Below are 25809 nucleotides of genomic sequence, written 5' to 3' on the forward strand. Positions count from 1 at the left end.
CCCCGCCCAGGCCGCGGGCGCCGACGATCGAGGACACACCATGACAACACCGCGGGACCTGGTGATCCTGGCCCTGGACGCCGCACTCGACCGGCCGCCCCGGCAGGGCGACCTGTCCCTCGCGCTCGCCGGCGCCGAACTCGCCGACCTCCTCGCCGCCCGCTCCGTGCGGCTGGACGACGAACGCATCATGCCGGACCGACCGACGACGACCACCGACCCGCTGCTGGACCGGGCCGCGTCGTCACTCCTCCGGCAGCCCCCGTACGAGTCGGTCGACGACTGGCTGTGGCGTCGCGGCCGTGGCCTGGCCACGGCCTACCTGACCGCGATGGAGGCCGAGGGGCAGCTCACCCGGCGGCGCCGCCACCGGACCCCCTTCGGGGCGGGCGAACTGGTGCCCGCCGACACCCCCGAGCGGCGCGCGGCGACCGAACGCTGGGCGTCCCACGAGCTGGTCCTCTCCGTCCTCGCGGTGGCCGCCGGGATCGGCGACACCCGCGCGCAGGAGGAGCCGACCGGGGTGGAGGACTCCGTCCTGACCGTGCTCGCAGCCGTCGACGGCGCGGTCCGTGAACTGGAGGCAGTCCGGCAACGCCGCGCCATCGAGGACGCGGCCTTCGACAACGTCTGGCGCGGAGCGGGCTGACCGGCGCCGCCGGTTCTCTCCGAAGGGTGACATCTTGTACCGGTACATCAACCCGTAGAGACCGGAGCCTGAAGGTGCTGCCCGCTGTCACCGGCCGCGACGACTTCGCCGCGCTGATCATCAGAACCGACTTCAGCGACGAGCCGGCTTGGCAGTCGTTGTGCAACGAGCTGTCGAAGTCCTGGGGCGACGGCGACTACGACCCCGTGGTCCACATCGTCGATGACCCGGCGTGGTCCGGCGCCGCGGCTCACGCCGTGGTCACCGCCGTGTCCGCGGACGAGGATCTGAGCGTCGTCTTCCTCGCCGACCGCACCACGATGGGGGACCACGACCACGCGCTGCTGGCGGTGGCCGTCCTGACCAGAGACGACTGCGGGAGCGACGAGGAGTTCGAGGCGTACGGCGGATCGGTCCGCGCCGTCCCCGCCGGCGTCCACGACATCCACGCGAACCTTTCGATCGGGAACCTGGACTTCGCGGACGTCGCCGATGCGGCCCGGCTCGACCCCGCAGGGGTCTTCCGGTCCTTCTAGCGAGATCCGCCACCGGTGATACCAGCCAACGACGTGACGGCTGAGGCGACGCCTGCCTCGCCTGGCATAGCTCTACTCAGGATGACGATCCGCCCACCTGACGCTCGGTCCGGGCGGGACCACCGCTCCCTTCCACGCCCCGGCGTTTCCGGTTGCCCGGGGGCCTGTCAGTCCACACGGCTATGGTGCCGACCATGGACGACGAACAGCTGACCGAAGAGCTCTCCGGCACCTGGGACCGGACCCGGTCGGCACGCGATGCCCTCGTGACCCGAGGGGCGGACGCCGTCGGGCCGGTGCTGGCCGTGCTGTGCGACGAGCGGTCACCCGTCGACTGGACGGTCCCGGCGGACGTGTTGTCCCGGATCGGCGAGCCGGCTCTGGGCCCCCTGGTGGAGGCGGTCACTGCGGCGACCTCACCTGAGGTGACGAGGCGGGCCGGGTGGGCACTGGGACGGTTGAAGGTGGCCGATCCCGGGGTGTACACGGCTCTCCTGAACCACTCTCACCCGCAGGTCCGGAGCACCGCGCTCTTCGCCTTCCAGAACCTGGGTGCGGCCGCTCTGACGTTCGTCGACCAACTGGTTCCGATGCTGGGCGACGAGGAGCCCGATGTCCGCCGGCGAGCGATGTGGGCGTTCGAGGCGATCGGCCCCGGAGCCGTCCCGCTGCTGCGGCGACTGCGACGCCGGCCCGCGACCGGGCTCAGGGTACGGGCCGGAATCCTGGAGGCGCTCGCTGCCATCGGCGGGCCGACCGCGCTCGACGGCCGGGACCAGGAGGCCTGGCGGCGCCTGACCAGGATCAAACGCCGGACCGAGGTGCCCGAAGGCATGCACCTGTGTGGATCGTGGTACGCGGTCCCGAGCACCGACCAGGACGCGGTGCTCGAAGCGTTCGATCTGGACGACCCCGAGCCCGCCACACTCCGCACGGGTGCGGCGGCCTGGAACCACGACCACCACGCCTGGGAACGGAACCGGCCGCACGACCGCTGTGCCCGCGTCTTCGTCAGCCCGGCTCTCGACGGTTGGACGCTGGTCTTCGGGGACTCGTCCCGTGACACCCACCACGTGGACGACGCCGATGACCGCGACGAGGCGCTGGTCGACGTCGTACGTCGGCGGTGCGCCGACCTCAGCCGGCGGTTCGGAGCCGCACAGTGGTACGGCATGAGCTGTGGCGATGACTGGACCGCCTGGTGCATCGCCGAAGCCGGCGAGGTGGTGCGCTACTACGACGCGTACGACGCCGAGGAGGACGACGACGACAGCCCCGGGCACCCGGCCGAATCCGGGTACCTCCTCCCCCATCAGGACGGCTTCCCCGACGACGCCTTCGACGGCGTGAGCCCCTCGGACTCCGCGACGTTCGGTGCCCGGTACCGCCAGGTGAAGGAGGAACTCCGGATCCCCGACACCTGCCACGCCAACGACATCGCGGCGCGCCTTTCGGTCGACCCCGGAGAGCTGGGAGCGAACGTCATGGTGGAAGGGCATGGAGTCCTCGCCCTCACCGAGTGCGGCCGCGAGCACGGGCACCCTGCCGGAGCCCTACCGGTCTGACCGGTGGACCGGGAGGCCCCGACGGCGAAGCGCTCGCAGGATGGCCACGCCGCCCGGGTGGGCCACCGGACGGACGGGCGCCCGGCAGCGGTCGGGCACAGTACGGTTGGTCCTGCTGCTGAGCCGCCACCTGCCCCGCGAGCACCAGGTCGCCGGCCTCGCAACGGTGATCCACTACGCGCCGTGACCTTCCCCCGGCCAACGAGGACTCACCGAGCAGACCGCCGGCGCGGCCATCGACCAGGCCTCCTACCGAATCGCCACCACCCGCGCCCGCGCCGAACAGCAGCAGGCCGTCAGCTGACCGTGCTCGGGCCCTTCCCAGCTGGTCGCGCCGTACGACGGCCGCCACCGGAGCAGCACGGAACGCCCTTGCATCAAACCCGGCAACAGGACTCGCCCGGATGGCTGTCGATCCCAGCCAGCAGGTCCTGAGCCGCTGCCCGCACCACGGGGTCACTGTCGTGGGTGAGCTGGTCCGCGGTCACCCGGCGGCTCAGCACGGCCCGGTGAGCTTCCCGTTCCACTTTCGGCTGCGGCGGGTTGCCGTGTTCGAGGATCGTCTGCAGCAACGCGAGGACCTCGGCCCGGGAGTTCACGGTCTCGGTGACCGCGAGGTCCCACAGGAAGGGAACAGCGGCGACGGTCGCGTCGAAGACTGCCAGCTCACCGATCCACAGCGCGAGATCGCTCAGAGCTTCCCTACTCGCGCGGCGGTCGCCCCAGGCGATCCGTGACAGCACGCCGGGAACATCGGCCGCAGATCCATAGGCATGCTTCAACTCGTGCCAGCGCACGCGGCCTACGCCCTTGAGAATCGTCCCCATCCACGCACTCCAGTCCGATCACGCGACTCACGGCCCGATCGGACTCATTCCACCTCACTGACCGCCATGACCGCGAGTCCCGGCGCTGCGTCACCTCCTGGCCAGCGGAAGACCAGTCGACTGGATGCCTTGTCGAGGACGTGGCCGGCCGGCAGGTCCTCGACCGGTGTCGCGGCGGGGTGGATCGTCAGTTCGGGGTAGCCGCGGCCGCGGGCGTGCCGGTCCCAGGCCCGAACCGCGTCCGCCAGGCGCCCGGCGAGAGTGAGGCCGTGCTCGCCGAAGCCGTGGGCGAGGAACTCCGCGCCGCCCCGGCCGGGCTGAATCGACCTACGAAACAGCCCGAGCATGCCCGCCGAGCATACTCTCGCATCGGGAACACCAACCCCGGCAGAGTCAAGGCAGGAGACCCACCAGTAGGTGCGGCCCTTGCCCGCTCCAGGGGCGGGAGCGGGCAAGGGCCGCGGACAAGTCAGGAGGCGGGGTTGTTGCAGTGGAATTGCTTGTTGATCTGCTCGGCCGTCATGACGCCGTTCCTGGTCCAGTACTGGCCTGGCTCCAGCGTGGCCGCCGCGACCTTGTCCAGGTCAGCCACGTCAGCCGCACCCGAACCGCTGGTGATTCCGTAGTCGACTTCCAACAACTTGGGGAGGTCGGTCGAGCTGTGGAAGATCTGGCGTTCCTCGAAGCCCTCGGGCGCCCAGCCACGGCTGTCGTGGATGATGAAGCTTCCCTTGTCGGCCTGGCTGGGGGTGGGACGCGTCGCAGAGAAGAGCTCGACACGTTCCCCGCTGACATCGGCTGCCCGAATGCTTTCCAAGCGGTCCTCGGGGCACATCGGCACGAACACCTCGACGCTCCCCTCCGTCATCCGGTAGCCGAACGGGAACGGGTCCGGGTCCGACATGAAGCACCCCGACAGGCCGACCGTGCATGTCAGCGCGCCGACAGCTGCGCTGATTCGCCTCACCGACACTGCCTGCAGCCGCCCTTCGACCAGCCTGCCTGCTTCTCGCACTGGTTCGTCCATGGGTCAACTCCGGCGGAGAAGCACTCGAAGGGGAAGCCCGGGCCATACCTCAGCCCCTGCAGGGTGTCGCGTAGTCCACCCCCAGTACGGCGAAGCGGTTGGTCAGCATCCTGGTGACCTGATGGGGCTGCCTCCCCTTGGCGAGCGCCTCCCGGCCTACCAGTTTGGCGGCCGCCGTCCACGAAAACGTCGGTTGTGGCCGGAACAGCCGGCCCGACCAGCTGTTCCTGCCGTCCAGGTCGCAACGGTTGATCGGATCAGCATAGTTGTAGTCGTAGGAGTTGGCGCTACCGCCGTTCACCGGGTCGACGGACAGGAATCGGCCGGTGGCGGGGCTTCCTGCTCCTGCTCGGCGAACGGCAGGGCACTCAGTTCGTCGATGATCGACAGCCGGGCCTCGGTGAAGCCCGTCGAGCGGTGCCGCTCGACATGGGCGAAGAGTGGATCGCCGAGTCCCGGGAGCGCCTGGCGGTGGTTCGCGCTGCTCTCGGCGAGTAGCCACGGCGACGTCCGCCAGGGACACACGTTCCGTCAGAGAGCGGCCGGTGAAACTCTCGACGGGCAGCGAGCCGGCTGCACTGCCGGTCGGTTGCGTCGCCCTGCCGGACAGCACCCCGCAGCCGTGAGCCGGTGGCGTGGGAACGACATCGCCAAGGGTGATCAACACGGCAACCCACCCCCGATAATCCACGGGGGCGGCGGCCGGTTCCTCCCGGCGCCGCCCCCGTGTCCCCTGCCCCGTGCCCTCACCCGTCGCGCGGCACGGCCCGACGGTGCGTCAGGCGGTGGCCACGCCGTTCGAGTAGCTCTTCAGGAAGAAGGTGCCGAATCCGTTCTGCACCGGGTCGCCGCTGTTGTTGACGCAGTGCAGGATCCCTCCGCCACCGGGGCCGTTGAGGCAGACGGTCATCAGGTCGGTGAGGACGACGCCCGGGGTGTCGGGGACCTCGTAGGCCCGGTCGGTGTAGATGTCGGCCTGCAGGTTGAAGAAGCAGTAGCTGCCCAGCCCCCAGGCCCGGTGGTCGGTGACGGAGTCGGCGACCTTGTACGCCGCGTAGCCGCGGGTGCCCTGGTGACCCCAGGCGGCCTGGGTCGGGACGTCGTACGGGTGCTCGTTCTGGAAGAAGTAGGTGCGGCCGTGGTTGCCCTTCCAGAGCACCTCGTGCTTCTGGAAGTGCTCGACGAACAGGCCGTAGACGGTGACCCGGTCGCCGTTCACGAGGAAGCCGACGCCGGCCGGGTTGACCGACCAGCCGACGCTGCCGTCGAAGCCATGGTCGGCACGCCAGATCCAGACGTGGTCGACGATCACGTCGTTGCTGTCGATCCGGATGCCGACCTCGGTGCCGCCGGGCACGAAGCCGCCGACGCGGACGAAGACGTCGAAGAGCACGGTGGGGCGGGCGGCGTGGTTCTTGCGGCTGCGGCCGTCCCCGACGGTGAGCAGGACGCGGGAGCCGGCGGAGGCGGTCTCCAGGAGCACGCCGGCGACGGTGACGTCGTCGACGTCGTCGACCTCGACCAGCGAGTTGCCCTTGACCGCCTGGAGGGTGGCGAGGCCCAGGCCGAGGACGACGGTCCCGGGGCGGGACACCTCCAGCGGGGCGGAGAGCGGGTAGATGCCCGGGGTGAACAGGAGGTTCTGGCCCCGGGAGAGGGCGCGGTTGAGGGTCTCGGCGGAGTCGCCCGGCCGGGCGACGTGGAAGCGGGACAGCGGGATGCTGTACCCGGCGGCCTTGCCGGAGGCCCAGGTGGTGCCGGTGGAGTTGCGGCGCAGCGCGGGGACGAAGACCTGGTACGAGCCGTGGGCGTCCACGGTCAGGAAGGGCTTCTCCCGGACGACGGGGGTGCGGTCGACCGTGGTGATCGGGGGTGTGGGGAAGCTCTGGGCGGGGGCGCCCTGGGTGCCGACGAAGACCATGTTCCAGTTGGCGCCGGTCCAGCTGCCGAAGGTGTCGTTGCGGGACAGCCACTGCTGCTGCGACCCGGACTCGACCTGACCGTCCACCAGGCTGTCGGCGAGGAATCCACCGCTGGACCAGCGGTTGCCGGGCGGGCTGGGCCACAGGGTCAGGTCGCCCTTGACGTGGGTACGGCGCATCGGGGCCGCCTGGGACACCGCCCAGCGGTTCAGGCCGTCCGGCGGGACGATGCACAGGTTCTCGGCGGCCCGCCAGAAGTTCTGGGTGCCGTTGCCCTCGAACCACTGTGCGTCCGAAGTGACATGCCCGTGGATCACGACGTCGTCGGGGCGCTCGCCGAGGCCGAGCACGTGCGTGTAGAAGCCGACGTTGATGTCGACGTGGTAGGTGCCCGGCTTGAAGGCCAGGGCGTAGCGCTCGGTGCCGAACTGGTTGGACTCCTGGACCTTGAACACGGCGTCGATCCGGGCCTGGATCGCCGCGTCGCCCATGGAGGGGTCGAAGACCAGGACGTTGGCGCCCAGATCGGGTGCGCCGTGGCCGCCTGACGCGGCGGCGGCCGGGCCGGCCGCGAGGCTGCCGACCATCGGCAACGCGGCGGCGACCGCTGCACCTCGAAGGACGGTGCGGCGGGTCGGGACGAAGGACATGACTCTCCCTGGCATGGCGGGTGGGGAGTGGGACCGGGCAGGTTCTCAAGGGCGTGAGAGCGCTCTCCTCGCGGAGGGAAGTGAAACATCGGGGCCATGTGGCGTCAATAGGTTGCGTCAATAGGGTGCAGGCAAGCGGGAGTTAGGCCGCTGATTTGCCTTCACTTGATGAAAGAGCGTTGTCGCATTCCCCCTGCTACTGCACCGCAAACGGGCGCGACATCGCCGTTCTGTCGAACCGCAGAAGGGCCCCCATCGGGCAAGCCTGTGGTGGCCAGGGTTTCCTGACGTGAAGTCTTGACGGCGGCAACTTCCTCGGGTGACGGTTGGGGCTGCTGGGTCGAGCACACGTCGTCCGGCCACGAGAGGAGCCGACGGGTGGACGGCGCGGTGCTGGCCCCGTCCTACCGCCCGTGGTCGTCGAGATGCCCCATGCGGCTTCGCCGGCACGGGTGAGAGGGAGGAACGGATGCCGCCCGGCCCCGGACCAGCAGGAGAATCGCCTTGACGCCGTCCCTAGGCTCGAAGCGATGACTCTCGAAGCGATGACTGACGACGAACTACCGAGCCGCCTGCTCGCGGCCTACGACGACCAGATGCGGGGCTTCTCCCCCGGGCCGGACGCGGTGCTGGACCACGACGGCACGCTGGCGCGCCTGACCGGCGGCCACCGCGGGTTCGTGAGCACCCCGCGCGACGTGGGGGTGCGCGGCGCCGACCTGGACGACCTGATCGCCCGCCAGACGGCGCACTTCGCCGCGCACGGCCAGGCCTTCGAATGGAAGACCCGCGGCCATGACAGCCCCGCCGACCTCCCCGACAGGCTGCTGGCCGCGGGCTTCGTACGCCAGCCGCGCGAGACGGTGCTGGTCGGCCCGGCGGCCGACCTGGACCTCGACGCGGCGCCGCCGGCCGGGGTGACGGTCCGCCGCACCGCCGACCCAGCCGACCTGCCGCGGATCGTGGCGATGGAAAGCGCGGTGTGGGGCCAGGACATGGGGTTCCTCGCCGACCACCTGCTCGGCCTGCTGACCGCCCGTCCCGAGAAGACCGCGCTGCTGGTCGCCGAGGCCGGCGGGGAGATCGTGTCGGCCGCGTGGCTGATGCTGGACGGCGACCGGGAGTTCGCCGGGCTGCGGGGCGGCTCGACGCTGGAGGCCTGGCGCGGCCGTGGCGTCTACCGCGCCTTGGTCGCGGGGCGCGCCCGGATCGCCCTGGAGTACGGCCACCGCTACCTGCACGTCGACGCCTCCGCCGACAGCGCCCCGATCCTGCAGCGCCTCGGGCTGACGGCGATCACCACCATCACCCGGTACGTCTGGACACCACCGGCCTGATCCTCCCGGAATCGCCGTCGCAGCCCCTCCGGCCGGTTCCGGAAGGGCTGCGGCACGGCTGCGGGGTGTCAGCTCATGCTGACCGCACGGCTGTAGGCGGTGTCTCACCGATCACGGTGGTCGGGCCGGCTTCGAACGACTGCTTGCTTCGCCACACGGAACGGATGCTGCCGCACCCCTCTCCGCCGCCGGCACCGTAGGGCGAGGCCCCGGGACGGGTGCCCTGGTGCGGCCGGCGCGGTCCCGGCTGAAGCGGCGGCCCCGACAGCTCGGGGCGGCCGCAGATCGGTCCATGCGGCGGAGCTACGGCCGGGTGAAGGTCAGATGGGTGATGCCGCCGGGTGTCGCCACCGACTCGACCTGAAACCGCTGTTCCAGCCCTTCCAAACCGTCCCACAGCCGCTCACCGCGACCCAGGACGATCGGGACGAGGGCGATGTGGAGGTGGTCGACCAAGTCCTCCGCGAGGAACTGCCTGACCGTGGCCGGGCCCCCGCCGATCCGCACGTCGAGGCCGCCCGCGGCCTCGCGAGCCTGCCGCAGCACCTCCTTCGGCGAGGCGTCGACGAAGTGGAAGACCGTACCGCCCTCCATCTCGACGGACGGGCGCGGGTGGTGCGTCAGCACGAACACCGGGGTGTGGAACGGCGGGTTGTCGCCCCACCAGCCCTTCCACTCCTCGTCGGTCCACGGGCCGCGCTGCGGCCCGAACTTGTTGCGGCCCATGATCTCCGCCCCGATCCCGGGCCCCCAGGCCCCGGCGAGGACGTCGTCGACACCGCTGGTGCCGCCCTCCTGGCCCTGCATCGCCTTGAAGGCGCGGGTCTGGAAGAACCACTCGACCAGCCGAGTCCCGGCATGCCCGAAGGGGGCCTCCAGGGTCTGTCCCTCCCCGGCGGCGAACCCGTCCAGCGACACGCTGAAGTTGTGCACTCGAACACGCGACATGACGCTCACGTCCCTGACTCGGACTCCATGGTCGAACCGAGCCTAGACGCGCCCACTGACGTTGGGCCCGCGCCACAACGCGGCGCGCCCGCCCAGACCAAGGTCCCGCCGGGACATCGCCCTTCCCGCTCCGGCGGACCTGGCAGGCCCCGAGTGAATCGACCACGGCGCGACGCGCAACCGAATCCCGCCTCAGGTCGCGACCTTCGTCGCCGAGCCGATCGAAGTCGTTCCGGCACCCGGACGAGATCGGCCTCTCGGTCGCCCGCGGCCGCCGGCAGGAACGGCCCCACGAACAGGGCTCGACTGTGAACGAGTTCCTGTACCTGTTCCGGGCACTCACTCACTGCAGCACACATCATCGCCGGTCGGCCCCGCACGCTCTCACTCCGCCTCGGGGAAGCCCACGAAGTCGGCCATCCGTTCGACGGTGTACGCGAAGAACGCGTCCGCCGGATCCAGCGTGCCCGCGAGGTGGCCGAAGAGTTCCAGGCTGATCATGCCGAAGAGCTGGGTCCAGGCGATCGCCGTCCGGGCGAGCACCGACTCCGCGAGGTCGGGCGCCAGCTGTTCGCGGACGGCGGCCAGCTGGGCGCCGAGCACCCCGCCGACCGGCGCCCCGTCGAGCTGCGCCGAGCCCGCCACGCCGATCAGGGCGAGCGGGAGTCGGGCGGCCGGCTCGATGGTCTCCTGCGGGGCGCGGTAGCCGGGCACCGGCGTGCCGAACACCAGGGCGTACTCGTGCGGGTGGGCCCGCGCCCAGTCCCGTACCGCCGTGCAGAGCGCCCGCCACCTGGCGCGCGGGGTCGGGGCGGCGGCGTCGAGCGCCCGGTCGGTGGCGTTCGCGAGGTCGTTGTAGGCGTCGACGATCAGGGCGGTGAGCAGCTCGTCGCGGCTGGGGAAGTAGCGGTAGAGGGCGGAGGAGGCCATGCCGAGCTCGCGGGCGACGGCGCGCAGCGACAGCCGCTGGGCGCCCTCGGCGGCCAGGCGGCGGCGGGCCTCCTCCTTGATCTCGCGGGTCAGCTCCTCGCGGGCCCGTGCGCGGGCGGTCTTGATGACGGTCATGCCGACAGCCTGCCACATGACCGGAGCGATGCACAGAAACAAGAGCACTGCTCTTGACTGCCGGTGCGACCGCTGGCAGAGTGGTGCTCATGAACGAGAGCACTGCTCACACCGAGCGGCTCCGGCGACCATGGGGGTCCCAATGTCCGACAGCAGCGCCCGCTACGTCATCCCGACCAAGAAGTTCGACGCCGCCATGCTGAGCCTCTCCAACCGCACGGTCGCCGCCCTCACCCGCGCCGGCCTCAGCGTCTGGGGTTCCCGGGTCCTCGCCGTCCGGGGCCGCAAGAGCGGCGAGTGGCGCACCACCCCGGTCAACCTGCTCACCCACGACGGCGAGCGGTACCTGGTGGCCCCGCGCGGCCACACCCAGTGGGTGCGAAATCTGCGGGTCACCGGCACCGGCGAACTGCGGCTCGGCCGCCGCGCCGAGGAGTTCGGCGCGGTCGAGCTGGTCGACACCGAGAAGCCCGAGGTGCTCCGTGCCTACCTCAAGCGGTGGAAGTTCGAGGTCGGCATGTTCTTCCAGGGCGTCGACGCCACCGCCTCCGACGAGGAACTGCTCGCCATCGCCCCCGGCTACCCGGTCTTCCGGATCAACCGCGCATGACCTCTCCGGCCCCCGGGGCCGCCGGCACCCGGACGGGCCGTTCGGCGTAGCGCGGCGCCGCCGCCCGGTGCGGATGCGGACGGTTGCAGGTAGGAGGCGTCCGTCGGGCGTCCGCAGGCCGCACCCCGTGGACGGCCGCCCGTCGCCGGCCTCCACCCGCTGCGGCTCGGCGAACCTCACCGTGCGCCTCGCCGCCCGCCCGACAGCGCCTGCACCCTTCCGGTCGGCGGAGTGCGATCGGCCAGGCTGTGGCCTCCGCACCCACCCGTCAATCAACCCCACACACACCCGTCGATCCAACAACGTCCGCCGCGGCCGGCTGGCCCGTATGCTGACGCTGTCGTACGACATGTGGTCATACATTCCGACAGTAGTCCCGGGGGAGACACGGTGGAGTGCGTTGATAAACATCCTGATCGCCGAAGACATGGTGATGCTTCGGAAGGCGTTGGTGTCCCTGCTGAGTCTTGAGCACGACCTGGACGTCGTCGGGGAGACGGCGAGGGGGGACGAGATCTTGCCGCTGGCTCTGGAGACGAGACCCCACGTGGCAGTCCTCGACATCGAACTCCCCGGCGTGGACGGCATCACCGCGAGCCGGCACCTGCACGAGGAGCTTCCCTCCTGCCGGACGCTGATCCTCACCAGCGTCGGGCAGCCGGGCAACCTGCGGCGCGCCCTGGCGGCGCACGCCGTCGGCTACATGATGAAGGACTCCGAGCCGCACGTGCTCGCCAACGCGATCCGTTGTGTGGCCGGCGGCGGGCGCGCGATCGACCCCAAACTCGCGTTGGCGGCCCTGGAGGCGGAGGTGAGCCCGCTGACGCCGCGAGACATCGAGGTGCTGCGGCTGACCGCCGAGGGGGAGGACGTGGGACGGATCGCCGCCCGGCTGTTCCTGGCTTCGGGCACGGTCCGCAACTACCTCACGAACATCGTCACCAAGCTCAATGCGCGCAACCGCCTGGACGCCGTCCGGATCGCCAAGGAGGCGGGCTGGCTGTAGGCCGCGACGGCGGCCGAGGTGAGCCGCGCCGGCATCCGGGGGTGAGCCGCGCCAACCGTCCCTACCCACAGGACCGTTGGCGCGGCTGATCCGCGGGTGGCCACCGGGCGTGGTGCGGCAACGACGGTGGTCGTCCTGCTGTGGCGGCCGTTCCTGCCGTCCCGCCTCGCCCGCGGCGCGCCATCGCCCGACCCACGCCCGGGCGGTGCCGCGGGACGCCCGCCCCGGCAGCGGCGCGGGCCAAGGACCGCGGCCGGGACGCGCTCGACCGGGCGTCGCCCGCCGGCACCCCCGGCCGGGCGTTGTGGTGGGACACGAAGACCTCCGGTGTGGTGTGGAGCCCGGGCCCCTCCCCCCACACCGGAGGTCTTCGCCGTGATCAAGCCGTACGGCGGGCGACACCGCTCGCGCATACGCCTAGCGGGCGGGGGTCAGCCGCCCGAGCGGCACCGCACCGGCCGGGTGGGCGTCGCCCTCCGCCGTGGGGAGCCGGACTTCGGCGCGCAGCAGGTAGCCGTCCGCCACCGCCCGTGAGGTCAGGGAGCCGCTCAGTTCGTCCAGTCGGTGCGTGAGGTTGGCGATCCCGTTCCCTCCGCCGGTCCCGTCGCTCCCGGCGACGTGCCCGCGGGCGTGGTCGGCGGCGGCGTTCGGCCGGTGTGCGCTGCCCGCGTTGTTCCACAGCGTGAGGCTGACCAGCGGCGGATCGAGGATGAGGGCGATCCGGCAGCGTCCGGCCCTGCTGTGCCGGAGCATGTTCGTCACCCCTTCGCGGAGGACCGCGACCAGGGTCGCGTCCACGCCGCCCGGCAGGTCCAGTCCCTCGGGGATGTCGATCTCGGCCTCGATGCCGACCGAGTGCAGCATCGACTGGATCGCGAGCGCCTCCGGCCGCAGCGACCTGGAGCGGTAGCTGCCGGCCAGGGTCTGCACGTCGGAGAGGGCCTGGCGGGAGATCTGCAGGATCTCGCGGAGCTCGTCCTGCGCGCGGTCCGGCTCGCTGGTGGCCACGCGGTAGGCGAACTCGCACTTCAGCGTGACCGTGGCGATGCTGTAGCCGAGCAGGTCATGCAGGTCCCGGGAGAAGCGCAGGCGCTCCTGCATGACGGCCACCCGCGCCAGTTCGGTCCGGGCGAACTGCAGTTCGCTGACCAGGTCGGACATCCGGCTCAGCCCGGAGACGATGCACGCGGTGAGGGCCGCGGCGATCACGTTGTAGAACAGGTCGTCCAGGTGGTACCCGACCAGGTACTCGATCGGCCCGGCGGCGCCGACCACCAGCCCGAAGACCGTCCAGGCCATCGCCGTCGGCAGGATCAGCAGCGCGGAGCCCGCGAGGAGGCCCGGCATGCCGAGCCAGGCGTCGCCGTAGACGAGGAACGGCAGGTAGGTGAGCACCGCCTGGAGCAGCAGGGTCTGGCGGCGGTACGGCGCGACCCGGGGGGCGAACCTCGGGAAGGAGTGCAGCAGTTGCAGCGCCAGCAGCAGGCCGAGGACGAGGACGAAGCCCACGAGGGAGAGGGCGGGGAGGTGGTTCTTCACCGCGAAGGTGACGGCGACCAGGAAGATGCCCACGACGACCGCACAGGTGATGCCCTGGGCCATGCGCGGGGCGAACTCCGCCGGTCCTGCGTTCCGCGGCTGGGCCTGGGACGACTGGGAACTGGCATTGCGCTCTCCCAAGACAACCTCCGCCGGTTCGGTGCACGACACAAGCCCCTCGCAGGAGGTGGCCGGTCCCACCACTCCTGCTCGGCGCACTCTGGTCCCGTTCTCCCCCCGGTCGGTTGCGCGGGCACGTCCACTGTCCGTACGGAAGATTTACGGTGAGTGAGGAACGTTCCGCTCCGTGGACGAACACATCGGGGTGCGGGCCACCGCCGGCCGGCCGGTTCGACAGCGTCTCAAGTCCCTGTCGAGATCGGGGGCCTAGCGTCCAACTCGCCGGAGCGGCCCGGCACCGCACCGGGCCCGAGTGGAGATAGGTGGCCCCTTGAGAATCTCAGCCCTGAGTGAGGTGCTTCCGGGCGAGCCCGTCAGCAACCGGGACATGGCCGAACGCTTCGGTCTGCACGAGCGCTGGCTCGACCGGATGACCGGCAACCGGTCCCGCTACTTCTGCGACCCCGACGGCCCGGACGATCTGCCGAAGACCACCGGCGACCTGGCGACCGCGGCGGGGCGGCGGGTGCTCGACGCCGCCTGCATCGACCCCGCGTCCGTCGACTTCCTCATCCTCTCCACCGGTTCGCCCGACCATCTGATGCCGTCCACGGTCAACGTGGTCGCGGACCGGCTCGGGCTGAACGACCTGCCGACCTTCCAGCTCTCCGCGGGCTGCGCGGGCGCGGTCCAGGGGCTCTACACCGCCCGGGCGTTGCTGTGTTCCGGCGCGAACCGGGGCCTGGTCATCGGGGCCGACAGTGTGGTGAAGCTCTGGCCCGCCGACCGGCGGCTCGGCCGGATCAGCCCGGCCGAGCTGGCCAACTTCGCGCTCTTCGGCGACGGCGCGGCAGCCGCGGTGGTCGACGCCGACGAGGACGGTCCCGGCCTGCTGGTGGAGCGCATCGTGCTGCGCGCCGTCGGCAAGGGCCGCGCGCCCGCCCAGACCGTCCGCTGGTACGGCGCGGACGGCGCACCGATGGTCACCGGCCCGGACGGCCAGGAGCGCCGCGAGCCGATGGGCCAGGAGGACTACAAGGCGATCGAGCGCCACGTGCCCGAACTGGCCGACGCCGTGCTGCGGGAGCTGTCCGAAGCCGCCGGCTGGCCGGTCGGCCAGGTGGACCACGTGCTGACCCCGCAGCTCAACGGCGTGATGGCGGAGCGGATCCGGCAGCACCTCGGGGTGCGGCCCGAGCAGGCGGTGCACTGCGTGGAGACCACCGGGAACAGCGGCAACGCGCTCCCGCTGATCCAGTTGCACCGCGCCCTGCGGCTGGCCGAGGAGCGCGGCGTGGACGGCGCCCGACTGCTGGCGACGGCCATCGAGTCCTCCAAGTGGATCGTCTCGGGCCTGGCCATGCGCTACCGCGCGGCGGAGAAGGGGCAGTTGTGACCACGACCGTCCCGGGCACCCCCGCCGTCGCGCCGCGCAACCCGCTCAAGGAGCTGCGCGCGCTCAGGAAGGCCGGCCTCCGCGGCGCGGGCGACGCCGTGGTGGCACTGCTCGACGAACTGGACACGCTCGGCGACCCGTTGGCCCTGGAGTCGGCCGGGGCGTTGCTCCACGCCCGCCGGCACGAGTTGCCGCCCGCGGAGTCCCGTTTCGCCGAGTGCCGGATCGCCCTCCTCGGCTCCTCCACGCTGGACGCCCTGCCGCACCTGCTCACCGCCGAGCTGGTACGGGCCCGGACCATGCCCGAGATCAGGTCGGCCGGGTTCAACCAGTGGCGGCTGGAGATCCTTTCCGGCGCACCCGCGCTGGGTTCGCTCCGCCCGCAGCTGGTCGCGCTGCTGCTCGACGACGCCGCCGTCTTCGAGGGCGTCGCCGACGCCCTCGACCTCGACGAGGTGGAGCGCCGCTGCGCCGCCTTCCCGGTGGAACTGGCCGAGTGGGCGGACCAGTGCCGCGACCGGCTCGGCGGCCTGCTGGTGCTGGCCACCGTGCCGCTCACCGCGCTGCGCGCGGACCGGCTGGTCGACTACCGGTCCAAGGCCCGCTTGGCGGCGGCGTGGCAGCGGATGAACGCGGAGATCCTGGGCTTCGCCGCCGTACGCGAGCGCACCGTGGTGGTCCCCTGGGAGACCCTCGCGCAGCACGCCGGCGGCGGGTTCGCGGCCACCGACCGGATGCGGCACGCCGCCGGGCACGCGTACTCGCCGGAGTACCTGCGGGCCTGGGCCGCCGAGTTGGCCCGGGTGGTCCGCGCCGACCGCGGGCAGGCCCGCAAGTGCCTGGTCCTGGACCTCGACCACACGCTGTGGGGCGGGGTGGTCGGTGACGACGGCGTGGCCGCCCTGCGCGTCGGCGGCGGCTACCCCGGCTCCGCGCACCTGGAGCTCCAGGCCCTGGCCGCGGACCTCAGGAACCAGGGCGTGATGCTCGCGGTCTGCTCCAAGAACGAGGACGCCGTGGCCCGCGGGGCGCTGGCCGACCATCCGGAGATGCTGCTGCGCGAGGACGCCTTCGTGGCGATCGCCGCCTCCTGGTCCCCCAAGCCCGAGGCCGTGCAGGGGCTCGCCCGCGGGCTCAACATCGGCTCCGACGCGATGGTCTTCGTCGACGACAACCCGGTCGAGCGCGGGCTGATGCGCGAACTGCGGCCCGAGGTCGCCACGGTGGAGCTGCCGGCGGAGCCCGCCCGGTACGCCGCGACGGTCGCCGCCCGCGGCGACTTCAACCTGTTGACCCTGACCGCCGAGGACCGGGTGCGCACCGCGCTCTACCGGGCCGAGGCCGACCGGACCGAGCTGCAGCGGCGTACCGGCAGTCTGGAGGAGTACCTGGCCGGGCTCGGCTCGGAGCTCGCCGTCGAGGCCCTGACCGCGCACAACCGCGCCCGGATCGTCCAGCTCTTCGGCAAGACGAACCAGTTCAACCTGACCGTCCGCCGCTACAGCGAGGACGAGGTGACCGGCCGCGCCGAGTCCGGCGAGGCCGCCTTCCTGGGCGCCCGGCTGCGCGACCGCTTCGGCGACAGCGGTCTCGTCGCGGCGCTCGCGCTGACCCGGGACGACTCCGGGACGTGGGAGATCGAGAACTTCGTGCTCAGCTGCCGGGTGTTCTCCCGCCAGGTGGAGCAGGCGCTGGTCGGCCTGGTGCTGCGGGCCGCCCGGGCCGCGCGGGCGCCCGCCGTCCGCGGCGTCCACGTCCCCGGCCCCAAGAACGGCGCGTTCGCCGGCTTCTACCCCGGGCTCGGATTCCGCGCCGACGCCGGATCGACCCCCGAGCGCCAGGTCCACCGGCACGACCTGCGCGACCTCGCCGACCTGCCGAGCTCGATCTCGGTCGTCTCCACGAAGGAGCCCCTCGATGTCTTCTGACCGCGCCACCGCAGCCACCGCCGAGCCCCTGGTGCTCGAAGTCGTGGCCCAGGTACTGGACCTGGACGAGGAGGAACTGGCCCCGGAGCTGGCCCTGCCGGACCTGCCCGGCTGGGACTCGGTCAACGCCATGCGCGTGCTGGTCCTGCTGGAGCGCGCGGCCGGCGAAGCGCTGGACTTCGACGGGTTCAGCGGCGCCCGGACCCTTGCCGAGCTCGCCGCCGTGGCGGCCGACGCCTTCGGGTCGGCCCGATGAGCGCCGCGCTCCGCCCGCTTCCGGTCGGCCGCCGCGGCACCTGGGTCTTCCTCCAGGACGCCCGGAGCACCTGCCACGTCCACCTCGACACCGAGGTGGACGCCACCCGGATGCGCGAGGTGCGGCAGGCCGCCGACGGCAAGGTCGGCTACGTCAGCCTGCTGGTCAAGGCCGCCGCCGAGGTCGTCGCGGCGACCCCCGAAGCGCGTGCGGTGCTGCGGGCGGGGCTACGGCCCAGGATCGCGGTCGCGGAGCACGTGCACGCCAAGGTCCTCTTCGACCGGACGGTGGCGGGCGAGCGCTGCGTGCTGTCCGGCGTCGTGAAGTCGGTGCCGGAGCTGTCGGTGCTCCAGGTGCAGGAGGCCCTCGACGCGTTCAAGGACGCCGACCCGGAGGACCCGCGAGGGCTCTTCGGAGCGCAGCGGCGTACGCGTGCGCTGCCGCTGCCGCTGGCCCGGCTGGTCTACCGCACCGCGATGCGCGATCCGGGGCGCCGTGCCGCGCTGCAGGGCGTCTTCTCGGTCACCTCGGTCGGCCAGGAGGCGGTCCGCGCGATCTACCCGATGATCTCCGGCACCCTCGGCTTCGGCATCGGCCGGATCCGCGAGGTGCCCGTGGCGGTGGACGGCTCGGTCGGGGTCGCCCCCGTCTGCACGGTCTCCCTCGCCTTCGACCACCGCGTCATCGACGGCGCTCTGGCGGCGGACGTACTGGCCAGGACCAAGAACCGGCTCGAGAACCTGGAGACCCCATGACCGCGCGCACCGACGCCACGGAGGCGACCCGCACGCTCACCACCGACGTCCTGATCGTCGGTGGCGGCCCGGCGGGCGCGTTGCTCGGCTGTCTGCTGGCACGACGCGGAATCGACGTCGTGGTGGTCGAGAAGCAGGACACGCTCGACCGCGAGTTCCGCGGCGAGACCATAGCCGCGCCCTCGGTGGTCACCCTGGAGCGGCTCGGCTTCGGGCCGGCGCTGCGCGGGCACGGCTACCTGGAGACCTCCGGCGTCGCGATGCGGATGGAGGGCCACGACGTCTTCGAGGTGGACTACGGCCGGTTCGAGGTGGGCGTGCTGCCCATCGACATCCCGCAGCCCGCGCTGATCGGCATCTTCCACGAGGCCGCAGACGCACTGCCGAACCACACCTACCTGTCCGGCGCCACGTTCACCTCGCTGGTGGAGAAGGGCGGGCAGGTGCACGGCGCGGTGGTTCGCCACCGCGACAGGAGCCGTACGCTCGTCGACGCCCGTCTGGTGGTCGGCGCGGACGGCCGCTTCTCCAAGGTCCGCAAGGCGGCCGGGCTCCCGGCCCGGGTCACCCCGATGGAGCGCGACTTCCTGTGGATCCGGCTGCCGCGCCCGGCCGACTGGGGAGACCGCGCCGACCTGGTGGTCCGCGACGACCGGCACCTGGTGATCCTGCCGACCTTCCCGGACCTGCTGCGCATCGGCCACAACCTCCCCAAGCGTGCGCTGGGCGAGCTGCGCGCGGAGGGCCTGCCGCGTTTCCGCGACAGCGTCGCGGAGATCGATCCCCGGTTGCGGCCGCTGCTGGAGGAGCACCTGACCAGCTGGGACGACACCGGCTTCCTGGAGATCTTCACCACGGAGGTGGATCGCTGGGCCCGGGACGGCCTGGTCCTGATCGGCGACGCCTCGCACACCTGCACGCCGATCCTCGGCCAGGGCGTCAATCTGGCCATCCAGGACGCGGTCTGCCTGGTACCGGTCGTCGCCCGCAGCCTGATGGACAATCAGGGTGCTCTGCCTGCAGTCGACTTCGACGCCTTCGTGGCCGCACGCAAGCGGCACAAGACCTTCGTGACGCGCTACCAGCGCTTGCAGGAGGCCGCGTTGGCCCAGCGCACGCCGTGGCGCGTGGCACTGCGCCGGGCGCGGTTCCGGCTGCTGGACGCGCTGCCGCTGAAGTACCGCGTCTTCGGCAAGGTCATCAACGCGCCGCACCCGATCGACCCCGAGGATCTGCGCCTGGCCCGGGAGGCGACCACCGCCTCCCCCGTCGATCCGTCCACCGTCGCCTGACGCACCGTGACCGCCCCATTCGTGACGTGAGGTCTTCCACATGCCCGAGGTTTCGACCGTCCACGACCCCGACCAGCTCATCGCCGTCGTCGGCCTGTCCGCCCGGCTTCCGGGCGCGCCCGACGCGGACGCCTTCTGGCGGCTGCTGAGCGAGCGCGGCGACGCCATCCGCACGGTGCCGCCCGAGCGCTGGGACGCCTCCGCGCAGCTCGACCCGGAGCGCACCGTCCAGTCCGTCGGCGGTTTCCTCGACGGGGTCGACCTGTTCGACGCCACCTTCTTCGGCATCTCGCCGCGCGAGGCCGAGAGCATGGACCCGCAGCAGCGGCTCATGCTGGAGTCGGCCTGGCGCGCGCTGGAGGACGCCGGCCGCCCGGCCGCCGATCTGGGCGGCAGCCGAACCGGCGTCTACGTCGGCGCCTCCTGGCACGACTACGAGCTCCGCCGCAAGGAGCAGGGCGCCTGGGCGACCCAGCACAGCGCCGTCGGCAACGCGCTCGACGTGATCGCCGCGCGCGTCTCCTACTACCTGGGGCTGACCGGTCCGAGCCTGACCGTGGAGACCGGCTGCTCCTCCTCACTGGTGGCGCTGCACCTCGCGGCCCAGGCGCTGCGCTCCGGCGACGTCGACGGAGCGCTCGTCGGCGGCGTCAACCTGATCCTCGCCCCGGACGTGTCGATCGGTCTCACCCACTTCGGCGGCCTCTCCCCCACCGGCCGGTCCCGGGCCTTCTCCGCGCAGGCGGACGGCTTCGTCCGCGGCGAGGGCGTGGTCACCCTCTACCTGAAGACGCTGTCGCGCGCCCTCGCCGACGGCGACCGCATCCGCAGCGTGGTGGTGCGCACCGCCGTCAACAACGACGGCGGCGGCGAGAGCCTGGTCACCCCCAACCCGGCGGGGCAGGAGGACCTGCTGCGCCAGGTCTACGGCGACGGCGCGATCCCGCTGGACCGCGTCGCCTACGTCGAGGCGCACGGCACCGGCACCTACCGCGGCGACCCGATCGAGGCGCGCGGCATCGGCCGGGTGCTCGGCCGGCGGCGCGACCGGGCCCTGGGCCCGCTCGGCGTCGGCTCCGTCAAGACCAACATCGGCCACCTGGAGGCCGCCGCCGGCATGGGCGGGATGGTCAAGGCGCTGCTGTCGCTGGAGCACGGCGTGGTGCCGCCCAGCCTGCACAGCGCCGAGCTCAACCCGGAGATCCCGTTCGACGAGCTGAACCTGCGGGTGGTCCGCGAGCCGCTGGAGCTGCCGCAGGACGGTCCGGTCTACATCGGCGTCAACTCCTTCGGCTGGGGCGGGACCAACGCCCACGTGGTGCTCCGCTCCGCCCCCGAGCAGCCCGCCGCCGCGGCCGACGCCGACCCCGGACTGCCCGTCCTGCTGCCGGTCTCCGCGCGGCACGACGAGGCGCTGCGCACCCGCGCCGCCGAGCTGGCCGAGGCCCTGCCGCAGGACGGTGACCCGGTCGCGCTGCGGGCCTTCGCCGGCACGCTGGCGCACCGCCGCGACCACTTCCCGGCCCGGCTCGCCGTGGTCGGCGCGGACGCCGCCGAACTCGCCGAGGGCCTGCGGGCCTTCGCCGCGGATCCGGCCGCCGGCACCGCCGGCACCGTCACCGGTCGCGCCCGTGCCCGCGGCCGCACCGCCTTCGTCTTCCCCGGTCAGGGCTCCCAGTGGAGCGCGATGGGCAAGGAGCTCTACGCGGGCAGCCCGGTGTTCGCCGCCGTCATCGACCGCTGCGCCAAGGCGCTGGACCCGTACGTGGACTGGAACGTCGCCGACGTGGTCTCCGGCGCGGCGGGCGAGGAGTGGCTGGAGCGCATCGACGTGCTCCAGCCCGCGCTGTGGGCGATGTCGCTGGGTCTCGCCGAGGTCTGGCGGGCGGCCGGAGTGGAGCCGGACGTCGTCATCGGCCACAGCCAGGGCGAGATCACCGCCGCCACCCTGGCCGGGATCCTCAGTTACGAGGACGGCGCGATGGTGATGGCCCGGCGCAGTGCCATCGCCCGCCGGACCTCCGGCCGGGGGCTGATGCTCGCCGTGGACCTGGGTGTCGAGCAGGCGCGCGAGGCCCTCCACGGGTTCGAGGAGCAGGTCTCGCTCGCGGTCAACAACGGCCCGTCCTCCTGCGTGCTGTCCGGCGACCGCGACGCCGTGCTGATGCTGCGCGAGATCCTGGAGGCCGACGGCGTCTACTGCCGCCTGGTGCGGGTCGACTACGCCTCGCACAGCCCGCAGATGGACGAGCTGCGCGAGGACCTGCTCACCGCGCTCGCCGACGTCTCCCCGCGCCGCGGCGACATCGAGCTGATGTCGACCGTCCGCGCCGCCGTGCTGGACGGCCCGGAGCTGGACGCCGACTACTGGGTGGAGAACCTGCGCCGCCCGGTGCTGTTCGCCGACGCCCTCGGCCGGCTGCTGGACGAGGGCGTCACCCACGTCGTCGAGGTCAGCCCGCACCCGGTGCTGGCCCCCGCCATCGAGCAGCTCGCGGAGCTGCGGCCGGAGCCGGCCCGGGTGCTGTCCACCCTGCGCCGCGGCCAGGGCTCCCCGGCCGACCTGGCGCTGGCGCTGGCGCACGGCTACACCGCCGGCCTGGCGCCCTTCGGCCTGCTGCCCCGCGGGGTGCTCGCGCCCGTCCCCGGCTATCCGTGGCAGCGCGCCAGCCACTGGACCGCCCCGGGCCGGCGCCGTGGCGCGGCCTCGGGAGCGCTGGAGTTCACCCTCGCCCCGCGCCCCGGGGAGCAGGACGCCTGGCAGGGTGAGCTGGAGCTGGCCCTGGCGCAGTCGCCGTGGCTGCGCGACCACCGGGTCCACGAGGCCGTGGTGCTGCCGGGGGCCGCCATGCTGGCACTGGCGCTGTCCGCCGCCCGCGCCCGGACGGGCGCGACGCCGCGCACCGTCGAGGGCTTCGCCTTCCGCGACCACCTCACCCTGGACGAGGAGCCGGTCCGGCTCTCCGCGCTGTGGCGCGACGACGTGAGCGAGGGCGGCAGCTTCACCCTGCTCTCGCTGGCCCCCGGTGCGAGCACCTGGACCCGGCACGCCACCGGACGGCTCACCCGGCGCGCCCGGGAGGGCGAACTCCCGTTCTTCCCGGCGGCGTTGCTGGCGCACGAGTCGGCGCAGCCCGCCGACTTCTACGCCGCCTGCGCGGCCCGCGGCCTGCACTACGGGAGCTCCTTCCAGGGCGTCACCGCCCTGCACACCGAGGGTGCGCAGGCGCTCGGCGCGCTGGAGCTGCCGGACCGCTGCCGCGCCGGGGCCCGCCCGGCGAGCGTGCACCCGGCGCTGTGGGACGCGGCCCTCCAGGTCTCGCTGGCCCTGGTCGGCGGCGACGAGACGGTGGTACCGGTCGGCGTGGACCGGGTGACGCTGCACTCGGAGATCACCGAGCCGCTCACCTCCGGCTGGTCGCACGCGGTGCGCCGCGGGACCACCGCCTTCGACGTGGTGCTCTTCGACGCCGACCGCCGGCCGGTCCTGACCATGGAAGGGCTGACCCTCCAGGCACTGGCGCCCGAGGCGGACCCGGAGAGCGACGCGGAGCTGCTGCACCGGCTGCGCTTCCGGGAACTGCCCCGGCCGGACACCGGGGCGCCGTCCGGCAGCTGGGCCGTGGTGCACGCCGGGGCGGCCGAGGACCGGGCCCGTGAGCTGGCCGACGCGCTCACCGCGGCGGGCGGCTCGGCGGTCACCGTCGCCGTGCCCGAGCCGCTCGACGCCGAGACCGGCCCGGCCCTGCTGACGGCGGCACTGCGCGCAGCGGGGACTCCGCAGGGCGTCGCCTACCTGGCGCCGGAGGCCGCGCACGGCGAGGAGGCGCAGCGCGCTGGGCTGTTCACGCTGACCACGGTGGTCCGCGCGGCGCTCCAACTGCCCGAGGCGCCCCGGCTGGCGGTGCTGACAGCCGACGCCCAGGCCGCCGCCGACGAGGACCTGCCGGACCCGGGCGCAGCCCTGTTCTGGGGCTTCGCCCGGGTGCTGCGCCGCGAGCACCCGGAGCTGCGCCCGCTGCTGCTCGACGCGCCCTCCGGTTGGGCCGGCCGGGCCGCCGAGACCGCGGCCGAGCTGCTCTGCGGGGACGAGGAGGACCAGGTCGCGCTGCGTCCGACCGGACGCCTGGCGGCCCGGCTCACCCGCGGCGCCGCGCCGGAGGAGGAGCGCGCCCTCCCCTGGAACGGCCGCCACCAGCCGTTCAGGCTGCTGCCCGCGAGGCCCGGTTCCTGGGACGGCCTGGAGTTCCGTCCGCTCAGCCGGCGAGCGCCGGGCCACGGCGAGGTGGAGGTGCAGGTCACCTGCGCCGCGCTCAACTTCATCGACGTCATGAAGGCCATGGGCACCTATCCGGACGCCAGCGCGGGGGCCGACCTGCTCGGCGGCGAGTGCGCCGGCCGGGTCGTCGCAGTCGGCGAGGGCGTCGCGGACGTGGCCGTCGGCGACCGGGTGGTGGCCTGCGTCTTCGGTTCACTGGCCTCCCACGTCACCGTCCGGGCGGACCACACCCGGCCGATCCCGGAGGGCATGGCCGACCAGGAGGCGGCGGGCCTTCCGCTGGTGCTCACCACGGCCTGGCACGGGCTGGTCGACCTCGGCCGGCTCCGCGCCGGGGAGACCGTCCTGATCCACTCCGCCGCCGGCGGCCTCGGCCTCGCGGCGGTCCAGGTCGCCCGGGCGCTCGGCGCCCGGGTGATCGCCACCGCGGGCAGCCCGGGCAAGCGCGACCACCTGCGCGGCCTGGGCGTGGCCGACGTCTTCGACTCGCGGGACCTCTCCTGGGCCGGCCGGGTGCTCGCCGCGACCGGCGGCCGCGGCGTCGACGTCGTGCTCAACTCGCTGACCGGCGCGGCGATCCCGCTCGGCCTGGAGGTGCTGGCCGAGGACGGCCGGTTCGTCGAGGTCGGCAAGAAGGACATCCACGCCGACCGCGGGATCGGTCTCGGCGACTTCCGCAAGAGCCTGACCTTCGCCTCGCTGGACCTGGCGGGCCTGATGGACCGCAGGCCGGAGCGCTTCGCCCGGCTGCTCGCGGACGCCTGGTCACGGGTGACGGCCGGCGAGCTGACACCGCTCCCGCTCGTCGTGCACACCTTCGCCGAGGCCGCCGAGGCGCTGCGGGAGATGTCGCACGGCAACCACATCGGCAAGTTCGTGCTGGTGGGCCCCGGGCAGGTCACCGCGATCCGCCCCGAGCCGATGCCCGACGGCCGGTTCCGGGCCGACGGCTCCTACCTGATCACCGGTGGTCTGGGCGCGCTGGGCCTCTCGCTGGCGGAGCACCTGGCCGAGGGCGGCGCCGGCGCGCTCGCCCTGCTCGGCCGGCGGGCCCCCGGCGAGGAGGCGCAGGCCCGGATCGAAGCGCTGCGGGCGGCCGGGGTGCAGGTGCGCAGCTACGCCGTCGACGTCGCCGACGCCGAGGCGCTGGCCGCGGCACTGGACGGGGTGCGCGCCGAACTCCCGCCGCTGCGCGGGGTGTTCCACGCGGCCGGGCTGCTCGACGACGCGACCGTGCTGACCGTCCGGCCCGAGCAGATCGAGCACGTCCTCGCCCCGAAGATCGACGGCGCCCGCAACCTGGACCGGCTCACCAGGGGCGACGACCTCGACCTCTTCGTCCTGTTCTCCTCCGCGGCCGCGCTGTTCGGCAACGCCGGCCAGGCCGCGTACGCGGCGGGCAACGCCTACCTGGACGCCCTGGCCGACGCCCGGCGCCGCCGCGGCGCCCCGGGCCTCAGCGTCCAGTGGGGCCCGTTCAGCGACATCGGTCTGGCCGCCGAGGACGAGGGCCGCGGTGCGCGGCTGGCGGAGCGCGGCATGGGCGGCTTCACCGCGCAGGCCGCGTGGCAGGCGCTGGAGCGGTTCCTGGCCCGGGACGAGCGGGTGCTCGGCTACGTGCCGCTGAACCTGCGCCAGTGGTTCGACGCCTACCCGGACACGTCGGCGCTGCGCAGCTGGCAGGTGCTGCGCCAGGCGGCCGAGCGGGGCGGCGGGCAGAGCGCGGGCAGCGAGTTCCTGGACGGGCTGCTGGCGTCGGCGGTCGACAGCTGGCCTGAGTCGGTCGAGTCGAAGGTGCGGGAGCTGGCGGGCCGCGTCATGCGGCTGGAGAGCGCGGCGATCGACCGGGAGACCCCGTTCAAGGCCCTGGGGCTGGACTCGCTGATGAGCCTGGAGCTGCGGAACCGGCTGGAGGCGACGTTCGGGCTCAGGCTCTCGCCGACGCTGCTGTGGACCTACGGCAACACCAGGGCCCTGTCCGGGGAGCTCTGCGAACGGCTTTCGGAGGCGGTCACCACGACCGACTGAGCCCTCGGCCGCCGCCGGGTCGCACCCGGCGGCGCCGCAGAACCACTCCCCTTCGTGAGAGGACGTGCTGAACC

Annotated in this window: 20 protein-coding genes; 13 read left to right on the forward strand and 7 right to left on the reverse strand. The window is 72.9% G+C overall.

Features of this window, described 5'->3' with window-relative positions; genetic code table 11:
• Positions 1-40 precede the first annotated feature (40 nt).
• The 4 genes from ACFTWP_RS17270 to ACFTWP_RS17285 all read left to right on the forward strand — a co-directional run bounded on the left by ACFTWP_RS17270 (position 41) and on the right by ACFTWP_RS17285 (position 2937).
• Positions 41-649 carry a GPP34 family phosphoprotein gene (locus ACFTWP_RS17270; protein WP_380265389.1) on the forward strand — a complete coding sequence of 203 codons (609 nt, stop codon included), beginning with the start codon at positions 41-43 and terminating at the stop codon, positions 647-649.
• A gap of 74 nt (positions 650-723) precedes the next feature.
• Positions 724-1185 (forward strand): DUF6924 domain-containing protein, encoded by a 462-nt coding sequence (locus tag ACFTWP_RS17275; protein WP_380265391.1) that lies wholly within the window; start codon positions 724-726, stop codon positions 1183-1185.
• Between the two features lie 194 nt (positions 1186-1379).
• On the forward strand, positions 1380-2750 hold the full coding sequence (locus ACFTWP_RS17280; RefSeq protein ID WP_380265392.1) for a HEAT repeat domain-containing protein: 1371 nt from the start codon (positions 1380-1382) through the stop codon (positions 2748-2750).
• A gap of 40 nt (positions 2751-2790) precedes the next feature.
• Positions 2791-2937, forward strand: coding sequence for a hypothetical protein (locus ACFTWP_RS17285; protein WP_380265393.1), 147 nt, complete (start codon positions 2791-2793; stop codon positions 2935-2937).
• Between the two features lie 190 nt (positions 2938-3127).
• Here ACFTWP_RS17285 and ACFTWP_RS17290 read toward each other — a convergent pair whose 3' ends face one another.
• From ACFTWP_RS17290 to ACFTWP_RS17305, 4 genes are all read right to left on the reverse strand, one after another.
• Positions 3128-3577 (reverse strand): hypothetical protein, encoded by a 450-nt coding sequence (locus ACFTWP_RS17290; protein ID WP_380265394.1) that lies wholly within the window; start codon positions 3575-3577, stop codon positions 3128-3130.
• A 44-nt stretch (positions 3578-3621) separates the two neighbouring features.
• Positions 3622-3924, reverse strand: coding sequence for a hypothetical protein (locus tag ACFTWP_RS17295; RefSeq protein WP_380265395.1), 303 nt, complete (start codon positions 3922-3924; stop codon positions 3622-3624).
• 122 nt (positions 3925-4046) lie between these two features.
• Positions 4047-4604 (reverse strand): hypothetical protein, encoded by a 558-nt coding sequence (locus ACFTWP_RS17300; protein ID WP_380265396.1) that lies wholly within the window; start codon positions 4602-4604, stop codon positions 4047-4049.
• Between the two features lie 778 nt (positions 4605-5382).
• Complete coding sequence (locus tag ACFTWP_RS17305; protein WP_380265397.1) at positions 5383-7176, reverse strand: adenylyl cyclase; 1794 nt, start codon at positions 7174-7176, stop codon at positions 5383-5385.
• A 530-nt stretch (positions 7177-7706) separates the two neighbouring features.
• Between ACFTWP_RS17305 and ACFTWP_RS17310 the strand changes: the two genes are divergently transcribed.
• The gene (locus ACFTWP_RS17310) at positions 7707-8513 is read left to right on the forward strand and encodes a GNAT family N-acetyltransferase (RefSeq protein ID WP_380265398.1); all 807 of its coding nucleotides are present in this window, start codon (positions 7707-7709) and stop codon (positions 8511-8513) included.
• 303 nt (positions 8514-8816) lie between these two features.
• On the opposite strand, the gene ACFTWP_RS17315 is transcribed toward ACFTWP_RS17310, so the two are convergent.
• Together ACFTWP_RS17315 and ACFTWP_RS17320 are read right to left on the reverse strand one after the other, a co-directional pair.
• Positions 8817-9461: a dihydrofolate reductase family protein gene (locus tag ACFTWP_RS17315; protein WP_380265399.1), complete on the reverse strand. Its 645-nt coding sequence runs from the start codon at positions 9459-9461 to the stop codon at positions 8817-8819.
• A 384-nt stretch (positions 9462-9845) separates the two neighbouring features.
• Positions 9846-10526 carry a TetR/AcrR family transcriptional regulator gene (locus tag ACFTWP_RS17320; RefSeq protein ID WP_380265400.1) on the reverse strand — a complete coding sequence of 227 codons (681 nt, stop codon included), beginning with the start codon at positions 10524-10526 and terminating at the stop codon, positions 9846-9848.
• 196 nt (positions 10527-10722) lie between these two features.
• Here ACFTWP_RS17320 and ACFTWP_RS17325 point away from each other — a divergent pair, with 196 nt between their 5' ends.
• Together ACFTWP_RS17325 and ACFTWP_RS17330 are read left to right on the forward strand one after the other, a co-directional pair.
• Positions 10723-11136, forward strand: coding sequence for a nitroreductase family deazaflavin-dependent oxidoreductase (locus ACFTWP_RS17325; RefSeq protein ID WP_380265418.1), 414 nt, complete (start codon positions 10723-10725; stop codon positions 11134-11136).
• Positions 11137-11536: 400 nt separating this feature from the next.
• Positions 11537-12142, forward strand: coding sequence for a DNA-binding response regulator (locus tag ACFTWP_RS17330; RefSeq protein WP_380265401.1), 606 nt, complete (start codon positions 11537-11539; stop codon positions 12140-12142).
• 417 nt (positions 12143-12559) lie between these two features.
• Here the strand turns inward: ACFTWP_RS17330 and ACFTWP_RS17335 are convergent, their stop codons facing one another.
• Entirely contained in the window at positions 12560-13744 is a 1185-nt protein-coding gene (locus ACFTWP_RS17335) for a sensor histidine kinase (RefSeq protein ID WP_380265402.1), read from the reverse strand.
• A 388-nt stretch (positions 13745-14132) separates the two neighbouring features.
• Between ACFTWP_RS17335 and ACFTWP_RS17340 the strand changes: the two genes are divergently transcribed.
• The 6 genes from ACFTWP_RS17340 to ACFTWP_RS17365 are packed head-to-tail and all read left to right on the forward strand — an operon-like array spanning position 14133 to position 25735.
• Positions 14133-15197 carry a 3-oxoacyl-ACP synthase III family protein gene (locus ACFTWP_RS17340; RefSeq protein ID WP_380265403.1) on the forward strand — a complete coding sequence of 355 codons (1065 nt, stop codon included), beginning with the start codon at positions 14133-14135 and terminating at the stop codon, positions 15195-15197.
• Positions 15194-17125: an HAD-IIIC family phosphatase gene (locus ACFTWP_RS17345; protein ID WP_380265404.1), complete on the forward strand. Its 1932-nt coding sequence runs from the start codon at positions 15194-15196 to the stop codon at positions 17123-17125. Before ACFTWP_RS17340 ends, ACFTWP_RS17345 begins: the two co-directional genes overlap by 4 nt.
• Positions 17115-17381, forward strand: a complete 267-nt coding sequence (locus ACFTWP_RS17350; RefSeq protein WP_380265405.1) for an acyl carrier protein — start codon at positions 17115-17117, stop codon at positions 17379-17381. Before ACFTWP_RS17345 ends, ACFTWP_RS17350 begins: the two co-directional genes overlap by 11 nt.
• A complete protein-coding gene (locus ACFTWP_RS17355) occupies positions 17378-18136 on the forward strand; it encodes a 2-oxo acid dehydrogenase subunit E2 (RefSeq protein ID WP_380265406.1) in 759 nt (252 codons plus the stop codon). Before ACFTWP_RS17350 ends, ACFTWP_RS17355 begins: the two co-directional genes overlap by 4 nt.
• Positions 18133-19428, forward strand: a complete 1296-nt coding sequence (locus ACFTWP_RS17360) for an FAD-dependent monooxygenase (protein ID WP_380265407.1) — start codon at positions 18133-18135, stop codon at positions 19426-19428. The genes ACFTWP_RS17355 and ACFTWP_RS17360 overlap by 4 nt, the downstream gene beginning before the upstream one ends.
• 40 nt (positions 19429-19468) lie before the next feature.
• On the forward strand, positions 19469-25735 hold the full coding sequence (locus ACFTWP_RS17365) for an SDR family NAD(P)-dependent oxidoreductase (protein ID WP_380265408.1): 6267 nt from the start codon (positions 19469-19471) through the stop codon (positions 25733-25735).
• Positions 25736-25809: the final 74 nt, after the last annotated feature.

It is taken from the genome of Kitasatospora sp. NPDC057015 (assembly GCF_042673745.1).
Lineage (GTDB): Bacteria > Actinomycetota > Actinomycetes > Streptomycetales > Streptomycetaceae > Kitasatospora.